Here is a 16,147-nt window from a genome sequence, read left to right as displayed (position 1 = left end):
AGTTTTTTATATTGGTTTTGTTTGGTGTATTTCATCAAAAAAAATTCCAAAGTAGAAATAAAACCTAAAAACTGACTTTTTGACTTTGTTGAATAAAAAAAGGAGACATTTTGTCAATATCTCCTTTCGTTTAAAAATTTTTATAGTATTTAAAATAAACCTTCTACTGATAAATAGCGTTCGCCAGTATCGTAGTTGACAGTTAATATTTTCGTGTTTTTGTCTACTTCATTCAAAGTTTTAGCAACTGCAGCCAATGAAGCACCTGTAGAAATTCCGACAAATATACCTTCTACTTTAGCCACTTTTTTTGCAAATTCAAATGCTTCTTCTTTTGTAATCTGAGTAGAAGAATCAACGATTGAAGTATCTAAATTAGTAGGAATAAATCCTGCTCCAATTCCTTGAATCGCGTGTGGACCAGGATTTCCTCCTGAAATGACAGGAGAATCTGTTGGTTCTACAGCGATAACTTTTGTTGAAGAGTTAACTTCTTTTAATGCTTTTCCAATTCCAGAAAGATGTCCGCCTGTTCCAACTCCTGTAATTAAATAATCAACTCCTTGTGGAAAATCTTCAAGGATTTCTTTTGCTGTTGTATTGTAATGGACTGTCGGATTCGAATTATTCTCAAATTGTTGCGGAACCCAAGCGCCTTCTATTGTTTCGGCTAATTCTTGTGCTTTTGCAATAGCGCCTTTCATTCCTAATTCTTTTGGAGTTAAAACAAATTCAGCACCATAAGCTTCCATAATTTTACGACGTTCAATTGACATCGATTCTGGCATTGTGATAATCATTTTGTAACCTTTTACAGCCGCAACAAATGATAAGCCAATTCCTGTATTACCCGAAGTAGGTTCTATAATTGTTCCTCCAGGTTTTAAAATTCCAGCTTTTTCAGCATCTTCAATCATTGCCAAAGCAATACGATCTTTTATTGATCCACCCGGATTTTGTTTTTCTACTTTAATATAAACGTTATGGTTAGGAAATAATTTATTCAGTTTAATAATTGGTGTATTTCCTATGGTTTCTAATACATTATTGTAAATCATTGTTGTAAGGTTTTAGATGATATAATTGATATGTTGTTCTTTTTTTTGTTTTTTTATTTGTGGTTGATTCTCTTGATAGACAACAGAATCTTCTTCTATACTTTCTGTAATCCAAACATTTCCGCCGACTACAGAATTTTTTCCAATAATTGTTGTTCCTCCCAAAATAGTTGCTCCAGCATAAATTGTGACATTATTTTCTATTGTTGGATGACGTTTTTTATTAGCCAAATTCTTCGAAACATAAAACGCTCCTAATGTTACGCCTTGGTAAATTTTCACATTATCACCAATCAATGTTGTTTCTCCAATGACAATTCCTGTACCATGATCGATATAAAAGTTTTTTCCAATTGAAGCACCAGGATGAATATCAATTCCAGTTTTAGAATGTGCATATTCGGAAAAAAAACGAGGAAGAATAGGCGTATTTAAATTGTAGAGAATATGTGCTAAACGATGAATTGCAATTGCAAAAAAACCAGGATAGGCTAAAATGATTTCAATTTCCGATTTAGATGCAGGATCATTTGCATAAAAAACAAAAATTAGTTCCTCTAATTCTTGTCTAAGTTGTGCAAATTGTTCAAAAAAATATAAACTAATTTGATTCGATTTCTCCTCAGGAACAATTTTTAACAAAATAGAATTGAATTGATTGAGTAAATCTTCTTTCTTGTACAAAGGATTTGGTTGTTGAAAAATCTCATCATAAATAATGGATTCTATCAAAGGTTCTACTTCTTGTTTTCTAAATGGTAAACTGTATTTCGTAAGCTGATTCATTCTTCAATCTATAAACTCTATAAAAATAGTAGACAAATGTATTCATTTTTTTATTCTTGAAGAAGAAATTGTCATAAAAATGACAAAAACCATAAAAATGCCTTCGTTTTTATTATTGCTATGTAAGCATAATAATACACTATTTTGACTTTTATGAATAAAATTTATAATTATTTATTTAAAAATATTTATTGAATTAAATGATTGATAATTAATGTTATAAATGAATTTTTATGTTTAAAAGAGATTATTTTTATAAAAAATAAAGCGTAGTGTTTTATTTACACTAAAAAATAGTTATTTTAGTGAAATAAATTTTAAAGGATAAAAATATGAAAAAATCAATTTTATTCGGATTATTCTTTATGTTGACATCTTTAATGTATGCGCAATCACCAATAGGAACTTGGAAAACAATTGATGATGAGACAAAACAGGCGAAGTCTTACGTAGAGATTTTCGAGAAAGATGGAAAACTTTATGGTAAAGTCACTAAGATTTTAACGAAAGGAAAAGAAGATGCAAAATGTACAGATTGTTCAGGAGCATTAAAAAATAAACCAATTTTAGGAATGCAAATTCTTTCTGGTCTTAAAAAAGATGGAAAAGAATGGAATGGTGGAAAAATCATTGATCCTAATAGTGGAAAGGAATACAAAGCAAAAATGTCTCTTAACGGAAATGATAAATTAGACGTAAGAGGTTTTATCGGGATTTCTCTTGTAGGAAGAACGCAAACTTGGCAACGAGTTAAATAAAAATCAAAACAAAAACGAAAAGGTTACTCTGAGTAATCAAACCCACAAAATTTTACTCTATAATGACTATTTCTAAAAGAATAGTCATTATTTTTTTTACGTAAATTTGTAACTTCAAAACTAAGGTTTTGATTTTCTAAAATACATCAATGAGTTTAATTAAAAGAGCGTTCTCATACGCAAAACCATATAGAACTTCGTTTGTTACAGCGATTATATTCAATTTACTCTATGCACTTTTCAATGTAATTGCATTGGCTTTTATGATGCCAATTTTGAGTGTTTTGTTTGGTGAAAAAACAACTGGAGTTATCGCAAAACCTATTTATTCTGGTGATTTGGGTAATCTGAAACAATTTTTTTCAGATTATTCAGCTTATTATATGAATGAGCTTTCTCAAACTCAAGGACCAGTTTATGTGTTAGCGATTTCGTGTGTGATATTTATTATTGCATTTTTATTTCGAAATATTTTCAGTTTTCTTTCAGAAACTTGTTTGGTAGATTTACGTTCGGGTGTGACACGTGATTTACGTGTTGATATTCATAACAAAATTATTGATTTGCCAGTTGCTTATTTTACTGAAAAACGAAAAGGAGATATGTTAAATCGTATTTCTAGTGATGTAAATGAGGTTGAATCTAATATTTTAAATTCAGTCGTAGAAATCATACGTTCACCAATTATGATTATCTTTTTCGTTGTAGTATTATTTACAGTTAGCTATCAATTAACAATTTTCGCTATTTTGGTTTTTCCGATTATGGGAACAATTATTTCGTTGATTGGAAAAAGTCTGAAAAAAGCTGCTGCTCATGCGCAAGACGAATTATCTAACATTATTACTTATGTAGACGAAACACTTTCTTCGCTTAAGATTATCAAAATTTTTAACGCAGAAGATCAAGTAAAAGGTCGTTTTGATGAATCGATTAATCGTTATCGAAAATATCTTCAAAAAGTAATGAAAAAACGTGCTTTGGCTTCACCAACAAGTGAATTTTTAGGTGCTGTTACAATTGGATTAATTGTTTTTTTTGGTGGTAAATTATCGTTAGAAGGAAATGGTTTAACAGGATCACAATTTATTTTTTATATCGCAACATTTTATACATTATTAGATCCGATTAAACGCTTTTCGAAAGCATTATCAGATGTACAAAAAGGAGAGGTTTCTGCAAAGAGAATTTTTGAGGTTTTGGATGCTGATGTTTCGATAAAAGATGTTCCAGATGCAAAAGGAATTGAAGCTTTTGAAGATAAAATTGAGTTTAGAAATGTGACATTTGCTTATGGTAAACATAATGTAATTGAGAATTTTAATTTAACAATTAACAAAGGAGAAACCGTTGCTTTTGTTGGGCAATCTGGTTCTGGAAAATCGACTTTGGCGAATTTAATTACTCGTTTTTGGGATGTGAAATCAGGTCAAATTTTGATTGATGGAATTGATATTAAACATATAAAATTAAATGATTATCGCTTGTTATTTGGTTTGGTTACGCAAGATTCTATTTTGTTTAATGATACAATTTTTAATAATATTTCATTAGGTGATAAATGTCCAAATTTGGAAAAAGTAGAATATGCTGCGCAAATTGCAAATGCGGAAGAGTTTATTGTAAAAATGCCAGAAAAGTATCAAGAGTCAGTAGGAGAGGGAGGTAGCAAGCTTTCTGGTGGACAAAAACAACGTTTAAGTATTGCGCGTGCGGTTTATAAAAATCCACCGATTATGGTTTTGGATGAAGCGACTTCTGCTTTGGATACGAAATCTGAAAAATTGGTACAAGTTGCCTTGAATAATATGATGCAAAATCGTACTTCTTTGGTTATTGCGCACCGTTTATCAACAATTCAGAATGCGGATAAAATTGTAGTAATGGAAGCAGGTAAAATTATTGAACAAGGAAATCATCATTCACTTATTGAGAAAAAAGGCGTTTATGCCAATTTGGTAAATATGCAGAATTTTGAATAAATGAAGTATATACAAACTAAAAAAATCCGCTTATTAAGCGGATTTTTTTGTTATATTTTAAATCGATTTAATTTCAAAACCTAATTGTTTCCAGTCTTCCCAAAATGTTGGGTAAGATTTTTCTACGACCATTTCATTCTCAATTCGAATTGGGTAAATTTGTGCTAAAGGCGCCATACACATTGCCATTCTGTGGTCGTTATATGTTGCTAAAGTTGGCGTTTTTTCAAAATTATTATAACCTTCTATCGTTAATGAATCGTTTGTAATTGTTATAATTGCTCCAAATTTTTCCAACTCATTTTTAAGTGCGACTAAACGGTCTGTTTCCTTGATTTTTAGTGTTTCTAAACCAGTTAAATGACATTTTGTTTTCAATCCCACACAAGTTGCAGAAATCGTCTGTGCAATATCTGGAGTATTGATTAAATTTAATTCGATGATAGATTTTGGTATGAAATTATCTTCATTTTTTAATGTTAAAACTCCATTTTCAAAAGTTGAAATTACACCAAAATTTTCTGCATAAATATGTTTTAAAGCTGAATCTCCTTGTAAAGAATCTTCGAAATAAGTTGAGATTTTAATTTCAGAATTCTGCGATAAAGCAATCAAACTATAATAATATGAAGCTGAACTCCAATCAGATTCTACTTGTAATGTTTGAGCTTTGATGTTTTCAGTAAAAGGAATTTTGATTGTATTTCCTTCGAAAATTGCATTAATTCCAACTTTATTCAATAATTGAATTGTCATTTGAATATAAGGAACAGAAATAATTTTTCCATCCAACTTTATCGTTAATCCATTTTCTAATTTCGTTCCGATCAAACATAAAGCCGAGATATATTGAGAACTAATGTTAGAAGGGATTGTAATAGAATCTTTCGTTATTTTTTTTCCAACAATCGATAAAGGCGGATAACCTTCGTTTTCTTGATACGAAATTTCTGCACCCAACTCATTCAAGGAGTCAACTAAAACTTTTATTGGACGTTGTTTCATTCTTTCAGAACCTGTCAACGTTATTTTTCGTCCATCTTGAATAGAAAAATAAGCCGTTAAAAATCGCATGGCAGTTCCCGCGTGGTGAATATCAACTAAATCAGTTTTGTTCGCTAACGCTTTTTGCATTAATTGAGAATCTTCTGAATTTGAAACATTTTCTAATGTCAAAACATTCTCAAATAATTGACTTAATAGCAACAAACGATTGCTTTCGCTTTTAGAACCTGTGATGGCTAATTGATTGTTTATAGGAGATTTTAGAGCAGAAATTTCAATCATATTTATTTTAATTTATCATTATTTTGATGACGATCGTGGTCACGTTTTGTTTTATAATCTAATTTTTTGTAAAAAGCTGATTCTAAATCAACACCTGTTTGATTTGCCAAACAAAGCGCTACAAAAATAACATCTGCCAATTCTTCGCCAAGATCTTTGTTTTTATCGGATTCTTTCTCCGATTGTTCACCGTAACGACGCGCAATAATACGTGCAACTTCTCCTACCTCTTCAGTTAATTGTGCCATATTTGTTAATTCGTTAAAATAACGAACACCATGTTCTTTTATCCAATTATCAACGTCTGTTTGTGCTTGTTTAAGGCTCATCTTATTTTAAATTTTAAAAGTTAAAGGTACAAAAATAAAAAGCCAACTTGTATTTGGAGTTGGCTTTATTCGATGTTTAGAATATTTTTTTATTGTTTTACCAAAATCACTTGCTGACTTTCTGCATTAATGATATTTGTTAAAAATTCTTTCAATGGTTTATAGTATTGTGCAGGTAAAATACTGTATGGAATAACTTTTTGGGCTTGAGCGATAATAAAACCATCTTTTTCAATTACTTTATATGCATATCCACCAGCTTGATCAGGCATTGTAAATTGCTTTTCAGTTGGTAAAGATTCGACTTTGTAACCTTCTGGAATTTTAATTTTAATTGTATTTGTATTCGTAGTTGGTGCACCAAACTCAATATTGTAATTACGTTGATCTAGATTTAAATTATGTTTTGTATTCGCAACAAATAAAAATGGATTGAATAATATTTTATTTCCAGCCACATCTACTTTTACATCATCAAATTTGAATTGATGACGAATTACATTTTGTTTGTTATCTTGTGTTTTAAATTCTGAAATTTCAAAATTGTAATCTTCTACAAATTCTTTTTCAAACGCTTTTGGATCATCTGCGATTTCACTTTTATCAAACATATAAAAATAATTATCACGAACATTAGAAAATAAACCTTTCAAATTTCCATCAGCTTTTAAATCTGCCGTAATTGATATTTTATCATTGGTCATAACCGAATTACGAAGAGGAACTTCTTTTATTCCTTTTTCATTTACCATAAATCCACGATCGTTGATTGCTCGAATTGGTAATAAATTAATTTGAGCATTTTTATCAGTTGCATCCATTAAATAAAATTCATTATCTATTGTTGCTCCAACAATTACATAATTCAATTTGCTACGTGAAGGAAACGAATAATTGATTAAACCATTTTGCAACGTACTCAAAACAATTGGATTTGCGTCTAATCCAGCTTTACGCAACATAGCTGTTAACATAAGATTGATATCCGCTGAATTTCCAGATTTTTCGTTAAATGCTTTTCGAATTCCTTTATCTGTATATTGACCTAAATAATCATTCCAAGCCATGTTGTTTTTTACATAATTGTAAATTGCTTGAGCTTTTTCAATATTTGTAGATTTTCCAACAATTGTAGCGTTTACTGTTTCATCTAAAAAGTTATTTCCATTTAATTGTCGACCAAATTCTTCGTGATCCATCAAATCTTTTCCAATACGTTCCCAAGTTGTAGAAAAATTTTCTGAGGTTCTTCCGGGAACCACAAAAGAAGCTAACTCAAACTGAATACTTGCTAACATATTTCTCGGATTAAGCACATAAGCTTCGCGAGAATAAGAAGGTAAATTAACTAATGAATAAGTTTGTGTATCAATCTTTAATTTATGATTACTTGATGTCGCGCCTTGATTTCCCATATCTCCACCAAAAGATGTAACACCTCTGTTTCCAAAAGAAGTAGTTGAAAAAGTATCTTCTTTGGAATTTTTTGTTAATTTAGGAGCAAATTCACCTCTTAAATCTTGTTGATAATTAAAATATTCTTGATTTTGCATCGTGAAATTACTCGTAACTACAGGAATCGATTGTTGAAAATACCACGTATCAGTATTTCCATAGAAAGGGGAAATAATTTCGTATGTATATTCTAAGATTGATCCATTTTTTACATTTGGAAATGTAAACGTTTGTTTATCCATAAAACGATGGACTTTATCTAAGAAAATATCTTTTTTCTCAACTTTTTGTTCAATAATTTTTCCATTTTCAAGGTTATAGGTAACCGCTTTTAAAGTAATCAATTTATCTTGATCTGATCCTGAGCTTTTGTAAAGAGGAATTTCTATTTTTAAAACATCATCAGGTGTTTTATCCTTATCAAAAACAATTACTCTATAAAAAACTTTCTTTGTTTGCTCAACACCGCCTTGATTGGTATTAAAACTAACTTTATAATTTCCGTCAGCATATAAAACTTCTGCAGGAGCGTCAGCTTGAATTGTACTTTTTGTTTTCTCGAAATCTTGTTTAGATAGTTTTCCAAATTTTACATCTTGAGCAAAACTCGAAACGGTTGCAACTGTCGCAACAATCGTAAATATTGTTTTCATATTAGTGTTATAATTTTTCTAAAAGTAGTTTTGTGTTATCGTAACCCGAAATTTGTCTTCTAAATTCTACATATTCGTTGTATTTTTCTTTTGAGAAAGTTCCTGAAAATTGTTTGTAAATACGTTTTATTTCGAATGCATTATTTTCTTTTGGATTGATTTCTAATTGATATTCACCAAAAGCTGATTTCACAATTATAGCATCAAATTTTTGTGGTAATTTATAACCAGAAGGAAGTGTCAATGTATACGAAACTTCGTCAACATATCCTGTCTCGATGTTGAAATCAAACTTTCTATCTTTCATTTTTTTGACAGAAGTCTCTTCTTTATTCACTGGAATAATATTCAGAATGATGTTATTTCCTTGAATTTTAGCATAATTTGGTGCTGAAAACTCGAAATTTGAAGTGAAAACAGCATTTTTCCAATCATTATTAAATTCTTTCTTTTTGAATGATATTCCTTGTAAGTAAGAAAATCGATTTTTTAAACGAACATCAAGTTCTTTCTCGCTTAATTGATTAAATCTTGCAAAATTCTCATAAAGCAAACCTTTGGAAGTTTCAGAAAAATCAAAATTTAATGTCCCATCTGCTAAAAGTGTTGCATTTCCATTGACGAATAATTGATTATCTTCTGTTTTGAATTGTTGTGAAGGAATAATTTTTCCGCCTTTTTCATCAACAATTAATACTTTTCTATTTCCTGCAAAATCACCTAAATAATTATAAGGAGCTGTTTGACTTGTTGCTTCTAACCAAATATCTTTTCCATTTAGAGGTATATAAACAATCATGTGATTTCCTTGTTGATACATCATTTGCTCATCAATATCAATTGGATTTCCAGCAAATAATATGGTGTGATACGATTTGATATTCACTGCATCTAACATTCCAATCATATAATTAGATAAGGCTTTGCAATCGCCATAACTTTTGCTCTCAACATAAGAATTCGGAAAAGGCGAAAGTCCTCCAATTCCCAGTTGTACACCAATATATCGAACTTTATTTTGCAAATGTTTGTACAAAATCTGAACTTTTTCTTCATCCGACTTTGCTTCTTTTACCATATTTTGAAAAACAGATTTTTGAGCTGGAGTAAAATCTAATTTTGTACGAATTAAATTATCAAAAGTCCATTTTCCGTAATCATTCCAATTGTCAAAATTTCCTTTAACACCATTGATATTGATTTGATTTGAAGCTAAAATAGCGCGAGGAAATATTTTTTGACTTCCAACCATTTGATCTTCTTCATTAAATGCCAAAACATTGTTTAATGAATAGCTCAAATTATTGTTATCTCCTGTTTTTGCAATGTCAAAACCTTTAAAATTATCTTCTTTCAATCGAATAGTTGAAGATGTTTTATTTACAAATTGATAAGACGATTTTTCGATTGATAAATTCGCTGCTCGTATAGGTGACCAACGCGGAATCCAAAGTGTATTTTTGTTCGTTGTAACAATTTTATAATGTATCGTGTAAGGATAATTTGTTGGTGTGTAATTCAAATATTTTATACGATCATCCGTGTACATTTGTCCACCTGTTACATAACTTTGGTCACCAAAATCTTTGGTCTTGAATTTTTTAATTTCTTTTCCATTTGCATCATACAAAGTTGCCTCGAATAAGTCAATTTTTGTATTTGCATCATAATTCGCTTGCGCACCAACATAATTATCGCCCGCTTTACTCAAAACCGTTACGACAACGTCTTCCGTATATTTTAATTCATCAACTTTTAGAAGTTCTATTTTTTCTTCATTTTTTCGTACAACAGCATAAGCATCTTTTATCAAATCGGCTGGAATTTGATCGACTGCATAGTTTTGCGCAAAAGAAAATGAACTAATAAAAAAAGTTGAAAAAAGTAGAGTTTGTTTCATTCAATATCTGTTAATCAAGTTATTCTTTATTTTTTGAATCGATAAAAATAGTTACAGGACCATCATTCAATAATTCGACTTTCATATCTGCACCAAAAATTCCTCTTTGTACAGGCTTGAAATTTGATTCTAAAACGTTCAAAAATGTTTCATATTGTACGTTTGCTATGTCCGGTTTTGACGCTTTGATATATGACGGACGATTTCCTTTTTTCGTAGACGCATGCAACGTAAATTGAGACACAACCAAAATATCTCCATTTGTTTGCTGTACATCCAAATTCATCACATCATTTTCATCATTGAAAATTCGGAGTTTAATTATTTTTTTCGAAATCCATTCAAAATCTTCCTTCGTATCATCAGGTTCAAAGCCAACCAAGGTCAAAATTCCACTTTCTATTTTTCCAGTTATTTCTCCATCCACCATTACAGAAGCATGTTGCACACGCTGTAAAATCACTCGCATAAATATTGTTTTAATCGGTATTAAATTGATTGAAATTTAAGAAATTATTAACAAATAAAAAAGCGTTACAACTCATCTTTTAGATGTGTTATAACGCTTGTTGTAATTTAAGTTTAGAAAGCAATCGCTATAGGTTTAAGTTAGTTGGTTAAAATAGATTTCCTCATCTGCAATTATCACATAATCTAGCTCATAGAGCTTCGATATTTGTTTTGCATTAATTAGTTCTTGTTCTATATTTTTTAGTTTATTTTCTTTGTTTTTAGAATTATCGAATTCAGCAGTCCACAATTTATTTGGATTTAATGGTTTCCAATTTAAATCTTCTAAATGCAATAAAAATCTTTCTTTTTGTTCCTTTGTACATTCCACAAAATCTAAAGCGATTTGTACGGATAAATTGCTCATTCAATTAATTTTAACAAAAATAAAATGAGAAGTTGAATTATTTTTACGTGAAACCGTAATTTGAAAAAATAAAAAAGCCATTTCGAAAGAAATGGCTTTTAATTATTTTTCGGTATAAATATCTTCTTCTAAAAAAGTGAGATAATTTTCGTAGCGAGAAACTGCTATTTCACCATTTTCTACTGCATCTCGAACGGCACATTTTGGCTCGTTAACATGTATACAATTATCAAATTTACAATTATGTTTTAAATCTAAAATTTCAGGAAAATAACCTTGTAATTCGGTTTTGTCGATATGAACCAAACCAAATTCTTTAATTCCAGGCGTATCGATAATAAAACCTCCAAAAGGCCATTCGTACATCTGTGCAAAAGTTGTGGTATGTTGTCCTTTGCTATTAAAATCAGAAACTTCGTGCGTTTTTAGGTTCAAATCAGGGTTTAAAGTATTCAACAACGTTGATTTTCCAACGCCAGAATGTCCCGAAACCAAACTCACTTTATCTTTCATTCGATTTTTTACAAGATCTAAATTTAGACCAGTTTCAGCAGAAATATCAAGACTTTCGTAACCGATAGAATTGTAAATTGATTTATAAATTTCTAACTCAGCCATTTCATCTTCCGTGTATGAATCCATTTTGTTGAATAAAATTACAACAGGAATATGATAAGCTTCGGCAGTAATCAAAAAACGGTCAATAAAACCAAACGAAGTTTTGGGATTAGAAAGCGTTACAACCAAAAAAGCAACATCAATGTTAGAGGCAATAATATGCGTTTTTTTGGATAGATTAACAGATTTTCGTATGATGTAATTTTTGCGATCATGAATTTTTGTAATGACTGCAATATCATCTTTGTCAATCTCAAACTCAACCTCATCTCCAACAGCAATTGGATTGGTATGTTTGATATTGGCTATTCTAAATTTTCCCCTAATTCTTGCCTGATAGGTTGCACCATCTTCGGTTAAAAGATGATACCAACTACCAGTAGATTTTATGACAATTCCTTTCAATATTGTTTAAATTTTTTCTTCTTTTTTTACCATAATTTGGTTTTGTTGCGCAACAGATTCTTGGTGAATTGCTTGCAATAATTTGTCAACAAAATCTTCAGATAAACCTAAAGAAACTCCTGCTTTTACAGAATTATCTTTGATTTGTTTCCAACGATCTGGCTGAAAAACTGCCACATTATGTTCTTTTTTCAATTCTCCGATAGAGTTTGCAACTTTCATACGTTGAGCAATTGCATCTAAAATAGAGTTATCTAATTCATCAATTTGATGACGTAAATTCTGAATTCCAGTTTTGTAAATTGCATCTGGATCATCAGAAACACGAATTTCTAAATCTTTTAAGATTTCTAATAAACGAGCTGGTGTTACTTGTTGAGCTGCATCAGACCAAGCTTCATCAGGATTATTGTGTGTTTCGATCATCAATCCATTGTATTCAAAGTTGAAAGCTTGCTGTGCAACATCAAATAATCCTGTTCTGTTTCCGCAAATGTGTGATGGGTCACAAATAATTGGCACGTTTGGTAATTTGTTTTTGAAATCTAATGCAATTTGCCATTGTGGATTGTTACGGTATTTTGTCTTTTTGTACGTTGAAAAACCACGGTGAATAGCACCTAAGTTTTTGATTCCTTGACCTTCTAAACGCTCCAAAGCACCAATCCATAAATCTAAATCTGGATTTACAGGATTTTTAACCAAAACTGTTTTGTCTGTATCACGTAAAGCTTCAGCAATTTCTTGTACTGTAAAAGGGTTTACCGTAGAACGAGCACCAATCCATAAAACGTCAACATCATATTCTAACGCTAATTTTGCGTGATTTGCATTGGCGATTTCAGTTGCGATTTTCATTCCGAATTCGTCTTTTACTTTTTTCAACCAGTTTAATCCGATTGCACCAACTCCTTCGAAACAATTTGGTTTAGTACGAGGCTTCCAAATTCCCGCACGGAAAACTTGCACATAATCTTTGTCCAAATCTTCAGCGATTGTCATCATTTGTTTTTCACTTTCTGCACTACAAGGTCCAGCGATGATCATTGGTTTATCGTATTCTTTTATCCAGTTATTGTTTTCCATAACATTTACAAATTTAAGATTTAATATTTATTTTATTTGAGAGTAATTATTTATTTAATATTCGACGTATGTCGTTTGTGTTTTTTAAATATTGATGAATATCTTCGGCGTCTTTTTCTTCGATCATTTTTCTGATTTTAGAAATTTGAGTTTGATAAGCATCAATAGCATTGAGTAAATTTTCTCGATTCTGAATCAAAATTGGTGTCCACATATCTGGTGAACTTTTTGCTAAACGAACCGTAGATTCGAAACCAGATCCAGCCATGTCAAAAATTGCATCTTCATTCTTTTCTTCTTCCAAAACTGTTTGTCCTAAAGCGAAAGATGTAATGTGCGAAAGATGAGAAACGTACGCAATGTGCGCATCATGCGCTTCCGAAGTCATTGTTTTAACATTCATCCAGAGCGATTGATAAATTTTTCTTACTTTTTTTACTGCTTCTTTTTCGCTTTCTTCAATATCACACAAAATCGCAACTTTGTTTAAAAACAACTCAGGAAAAGCAGCTTTTGGTCCAGAATTTTCCGTTCCTGCGATTGGGTGTGTGGCAACAAATTGTTTTCTTTTGGGATGACTTAAAACTTTTTTACAAATTCCAGCTTTTGTTGATCCCATGTCCATTACAATCGTTTTATCATTAATTTGATCTAAAATCTCTGGTAAAACTTTTTGAATTGAATTAATTGGAACCGCAATCACTACTAAATCTGATTGAGAAAGTGCTTCATTCAAAGGAGCGATTTCATCCACAATTCCTAATTCTAAAGCTTGAATTTGATGTTCAATATTTTGATCAACACCGATTATTTTTTCGGCAACACCAACTTTTTTTAATGCTAAAGCAAAAGAACCTCCGATTAATCCTAAACCGATTACTGAAATTATTTTCATGCTTCTAATCTTCTCTTTACTTCAATCAACTTCTCGACAGGTGCGCAAAGTGAAAATCTTATAAATCCTTCACCATTGCTTCCGAAAATACTTCCTGGTGTAATAAATACTTTTTTATTGTATAAAATTTCATCAATAAATTTTTTATCATCTTTTCCTTCTGGAAGCTTCGCCCAAATAAACATTCCTGCTGCATTGGGATTATATTTTACATTTAAAATATCAGCGATTTCCCAAATGATTCTTCGTCTTTCTGCGTAAATTTTTGTTAATTCATCGTACCAAGAATCATCAACTAAAAGAGCTTTTGTCGCGGCTTTTTGTATCGCAAAATTCATTCCCGAATCCATATTTGACTTTACTTTTAGAATAGAATTAATAAAACTTTCTTTTCCAATCACCATTCCTACTCGCCAACCTGCAATGTTAAAGGTTTTGCTTAATGAATTCAGTTCGATACAAACATCTTTTGCACCTTCAATTCCTAAGATGCTTGTCGGTTCATCGTTCAAAATAAAACTATACGGATTATCATTTACGATTAAGATATTGTGACGAGTTGCAAACTCTACTAATTTTCTAAGAACGTCTTTTGGGGCTTTGGCTCCGGTTGGCATATGTGGATAATTGAGCCACATAATTTTTGGTTTTTGCTCGGCTAATTTTTCTAACTGATCAAAATCTGGAAGCCAATCATTTTCATTTTTCAAATCGTAGAATAAAGGTTCTGCTTGCACTAATTCTGTAACAGATGAATAAGTTGGATATCCAGGATTTGGAATTAAAACTTTATCACCTTCATTCAAAAATGCCATCGAAATGTGCATAATTCCTTCTTTAGAGCCCATAAGTGGCAAAATTTCTGTTGAAGGATTGGCGTCTACATCAAATTTGTTTTTGTAAAAACTTGCCATTGCTTCGCGCATTTCTGGAATTCCGCGATAACTTTGATAGCCATTGATTCCGTTTCGTGAACTTTTGATTAATTCCTCGATCACATCTGGATGAGGTTGTAAATCTGGACTTCCAATTCCTAATGAAATGATTGGAATGTCGGTTTTCATGTTCGCTATTTCTTGTAATTTTTTCGAGAAATAATATTCTTGAACACTTTGTAATCGTTGGGCTTCTGCTATCATTTTTTCCCCAGTTTATATTCGCCTAATATTTCTAAATCCGTTAACTTTCTTGCAATTTTTCCAAGCAATTCATAATATTGTTCTTTTTGCTCGAACGTAATGTCAATATGGAAAGAGTATTCCCAAGGTTTTTCAATAATCGGAACAGATTGTATTTTGTCCATATTTATTCCACATTCTGCAATTTGATTTAATACATCTACTAAAGCACCAGCTTTATGTGGAACAGAAAAACGCATCGAAACTTTATTGAAATCTTCGTAATCGTTGTGCTCGCGTTGCAATACAAAAAAGCGAGTAAAATTATCTTGAAACGTCTGAATACTTGAAGCTAAAATGTCTAATCCATATACTTCTGCCGCTTTTCTTGAGGCAATTGCAGCAACATCATTCAAATCTTGCTCAATAATATCTTTGGCTGTTAATGCAGTGTCGATATCATTTACAACGCGCCATGTTGGATGTTTTTCAAGGAACTTATCACATTGTAACAATGCCATTTGGTGCGAACGAACTTCTTTTATATCATCTAAAGTTTGTCCTTTTTTTACCATCAATTGATGTTGAATTGATAAATAAATTTCTCCAACAACTTTCAAATTATATTTCGTTAGCAATGCATAGTTTGGTAAAATTGCCCCAGCAATTGTGTTTTCAATTGCCATGATTGCTTTTTCAACTTTTCCCTTTGCAAGCGACTTTGCTAAAGTTTTGAATGTGTCGCATTCTACAATTTCGATGTCATTTCCTAAATAATTATTGGCAGCTTCGTGATGATATGAACCAATGTAACCTTGTATTGCAACTCTTTCTTTCATTTTTTTCCACAAAAAAAGTCCCACAAATTGCGGGACTTTATATTATCTTATTATGAATGTTAACAATCAATTTTGACAACGCAGTCCCTGCTCTCCTGGAT

General features: G+C 31.0%; 15 protein-coding genes. 2 read left to right on the top strand and 13 right to left on the bottom strand.

Annotated elements, in window-relative coordinates:
* Positions 1-149: 149 nt before the first annotated feature.
* Entirely contained in the window at positions 150-1,058 is a 909-nt protein-coding gene (gene cysK, locus HXZ69_RS03085) for a cysteine synthase A (protein WP_038333247.1), read from the bottom strand.
* 12 nt (positions 1,059-1,070) lie between these two features.
* Positions 1,071-1,844 carry a serine O-acetyltransferase EpsC gene (gene epsC / locus HXZ69_RS03080; RefSeq protein WP_125348924.1) on the bottom strand — a complete coding sequence of 258 codons (774 nt, stop codon included), beginning with the start codon at positions 1,842-1,844 and terminating at the stop codon, positions 1,071-1,073.
* 332 nt (positions 1,845-2,176) lie between these two features.
* Between epsC and HXZ69_RS03075 the strand changes: the two genes are divergently transcribed.
* Positions 2,177-2,602: a DUF2147 domain-containing protein gene (locus tag HXZ69_RS03075; protein WP_038333244.1), complete on the top strand. Its 426-nt coding sequence runs from the start codon at positions 2,177-2,179 to the stop codon at positions 2,600-2,602.
* 149 nt (positions 2,603-2,751) lie between these two features.
* Entirely contained in the window at positions 2,752-4,584 is a 1,833-nt protein-coding gene (locus tag HXZ69_RS03070; RefSeq protein ID WP_286494956.1) for an ABC transporter ATP-binding protein, read from the top strand.
* A gap of 57 nt (positions 4,585-4,641) precedes the next feature.
* Here the strand turns inward: HXZ69_RS03070 and HXZ69_RS03065 are convergent, their stop codons facing one another.
* From HXZ69_RS03065 to HXZ69_RS03015, 11 genes are all read right to left on the bottom strand, one after another.
* Positions 4,642-5,871 (bottom strand): 3-phosphoshikimate 1-carboxyvinyltransferase, encoded by a 1,230-nt coding sequence (locus HXZ69_RS03065; RefSeq protein WP_286494955.1) that lies wholly within the window; start codon positions 5,869-5,871, stop codon positions 4,642-4,644.
* Positions 5,872-5,873: 2 nt separating this feature from the next.
* Positions 5,874-6,200, bottom strand: coding sequence for a nucleotide pyrophosphohydrolase (locus HXZ69_RS03060; protein WP_038333238.1), 327 nt, complete (start codon positions 6,198-6,200; stop codon positions 5,874-5,876).
* Positions 6,201-6,289: 89 nt separating this feature from the next.
* Positions 6,290-8,308 carry a transglutaminase family protein gene (locus HXZ69_RS03055; protein WP_286494954.1) on the bottom strand — a complete coding sequence of 673 codons (2,019 nt, stop codon included), beginning with the start codon at positions 8,306-8,308 and terminating at the stop codon, positions 6,290-6,292.
* 7 nt (positions 8,309-8,315) lie between these two features.
* Entirely contained in the window at positions 8,316-10,208 is a 1,893-nt protein-coding gene (locus HXZ69_RS03050) for a DUF3857 domain-containing protein (protein WP_286494953.1), read from the bottom strand.
* A 19-nt stretch (positions 10,209-10,227) separates the two neighbouring features.
* Complete coding sequence (gene dtd / locus HXZ69_RS03045; RefSeq protein WP_125348929.1) at positions 10,228-10,677, bottom strand: D-aminoacyl-tRNA deacylase; 450 nt, start codon at positions 10,675-10,677, stop codon at positions 10,228-10,230.
* A gap of 135 nt (positions 10,678-10,812) precedes the next feature.
* Complete coding sequence (locus tag HXZ69_RS03040; protein WP_038333228.1) at positions 10,813-11,085, bottom strand: hypothetical protein; 273 nt, start codon at positions 11,083-11,085, stop codon at positions 10,813-10,815.
* Positions 11,086-11,187: 102 nt separating this feature from the next.
* On the bottom strand, positions 11,188-12,108 hold the full coding sequence (gene rsgA, locus HXZ69_RS03035) for a ribosome small subunit-dependent GTPase A (RefSeq protein WP_286494951.1): 921 nt from the start codon (positions 12,106-12,108) through the stop codon (positions 11,188-11,190).
* A 6-nt stretch (positions 12,109-12,114) separates the two neighbouring features.
* A complete protein-coding gene (locus tag HXZ69_RS03030) occupies positions 12,115-13,194 on the bottom strand; it encodes a bifunctional 3-deoxy-7-phosphoheptulonate synthase/chorismate mutase type II (protein ID WP_115002148.1) in 1,080 nt (359 codons plus the stop codon).
* Positions 13,195-13,240: 46 nt separating this feature from the next.
* On the bottom strand, positions 13,241-14,089 hold the full coding sequence (locus tag HXZ69_RS03025; protein ID WP_286494950.1) for a prephenate dehydrogenase: 849 nt from the start codon (positions 14,087-14,089) through the stop codon (positions 13,241-13,243).
* Positions 14,086-15,228, bottom strand: a complete 1,143-nt coding sequence (locus HXZ69_RS03020; protein ID WP_286494949.1) for a pyridoxal phosphate-dependent aminotransferase — start codon at positions 15,226-15,228, stop codon at positions 14,086-14,088. Before HXZ69_RS03020 ends, HXZ69_RS03025 begins: the two co-directional genes overlap by 4 nt.
* Complete coding sequence (locus HXZ69_RS03015) at positions 15,225-16,046, bottom strand: prephenate dehydratase (protein ID WP_219034020.1); 822 nt, start codon at positions 16,044-16,046, stop codon at positions 15,225-15,227. The genes HXZ69_RS03020 and HXZ69_RS03015 overlap by 4 nt, the downstream gene beginning before the upstream one ends.
* Positions 16,047-16,147: the final 101 nt, after the last annotated feature.

This window comes from Empedobacter sp. R132-2 (genome assembly GCF_030324375.1).
GTDB lineage: Bacteria > Bacteroidota > Bacteroidia > Flavobacteriales > Weeksellaceae > Empedobacter > Empedobacter falsenii_B.
The sequence above is the reverse complement of the archived record's forward strand: the minus strand, read 5'-3'. Positions and strand labels throughout refer to the sequence as shown.

What these genes read in the sequence shown, in the direction of transcription:
- HXZ69_RS03075 (WP_038333244.1), top strand. Translation starts at nt 2,177, where the DNA reads ATGAAAAAATCAATTTTATTCGGATTATTCTTTATGTTGACATCTTTA.
- HXZ69_RS03025 (WP_286494950.1), bottom strand. Translation starts at nt 14,089, where the DNA reads ATGAAAATAATTTCAGTAATCGGTTTAGGATTAATCGGAGGTTCTTTT.
- dtd (WP_125348929.1), bottom strand. Translation starts at nt 10,677, where the DNA reads ATGCGAGTGATTTTACAGCGTGTGCAACATGCTTCTGTAATGGTGGAT.
- HXZ69_RS03040 (WP_038333228.1), bottom strand. Translation starts at nt 11,085, where the DNA reads ATGAGCAATTTATCCGTACAAATCGCTTTAGATTTTGTGGAATGTACA.
- HXZ69_RS03060 (WP_038333238.1), bottom strand. Translation starts at nt 6,200, where the DNA reads ATGAGCCTTAAACAAGCACAAACAGACGTTGATAATTGGATAAAAGAA.
- HXZ69_RS03065 (WP_286494955.1), bottom strand. Translation starts at nt 5,871, where the DNA reads ATGATTGAAATTTCTGCTCTAAAATCTCCTATAAACAATCAATTAGCC.
- HXZ69_RS03050 (WP_286494953.1), bottom strand. Translation starts at nt 10,208, where the DNA reads ATGAAACAAACTCTACTTTTTTCAACTTTTTTTATTAGTTCATTTTCT.
- epsC (WP_125348924.1), bottom strand. Translation starts at nt 1,844, where the DNA reads ATGAATCAGCTTACGAAATACAGTTTACCATTTAGAAAACAAGAAGTA.
- cysK (WP_038333247.1), bottom strand. Translation starts at nt 1,058, where the DNA reads ATGATTTACAATAATGTATTAGAAACCATAGGAAATACACCAATTATT.
- HXZ69_RS03070 (WP_286494956.1), top strand. Translation starts at nt 2,752, where the DNA reads ATGAGTTTAATTAAAAGAGCGTTCTCATACGCAAAACCATATAGAACT.
- HXZ69_RS03030 (WP_115002148.1), bottom strand. Translation starts at nt 13,194, where the DNA reads ATGGAAAACAATAACTGGATAAAAGAATACGATAAACCAATGATCATC.
- HXZ69_RS03020 (WP_286494949.1), bottom strand. Translation starts at nt 15,228, where the DNA reads ATGATAGCAGAAGCCCAACGATTACAAAGTGTTCAAGAATATTATTTC.
- HXZ69_RS03055 (WP_286494954.1), bottom strand. Translation starts at nt 8,308, where the DNA reads ATGAAAACAATATTTACGATTGTTGCGACAGTTGCAACCGTTTCGAGT.
- HXZ69_RS03015 (WP_219034020.1), bottom strand. Translation starts at nt 16,046, where the DNA reads ATGAAAGAAAGAGTTGCAATACAAGGTTACATTGGTTCATATCATCAC.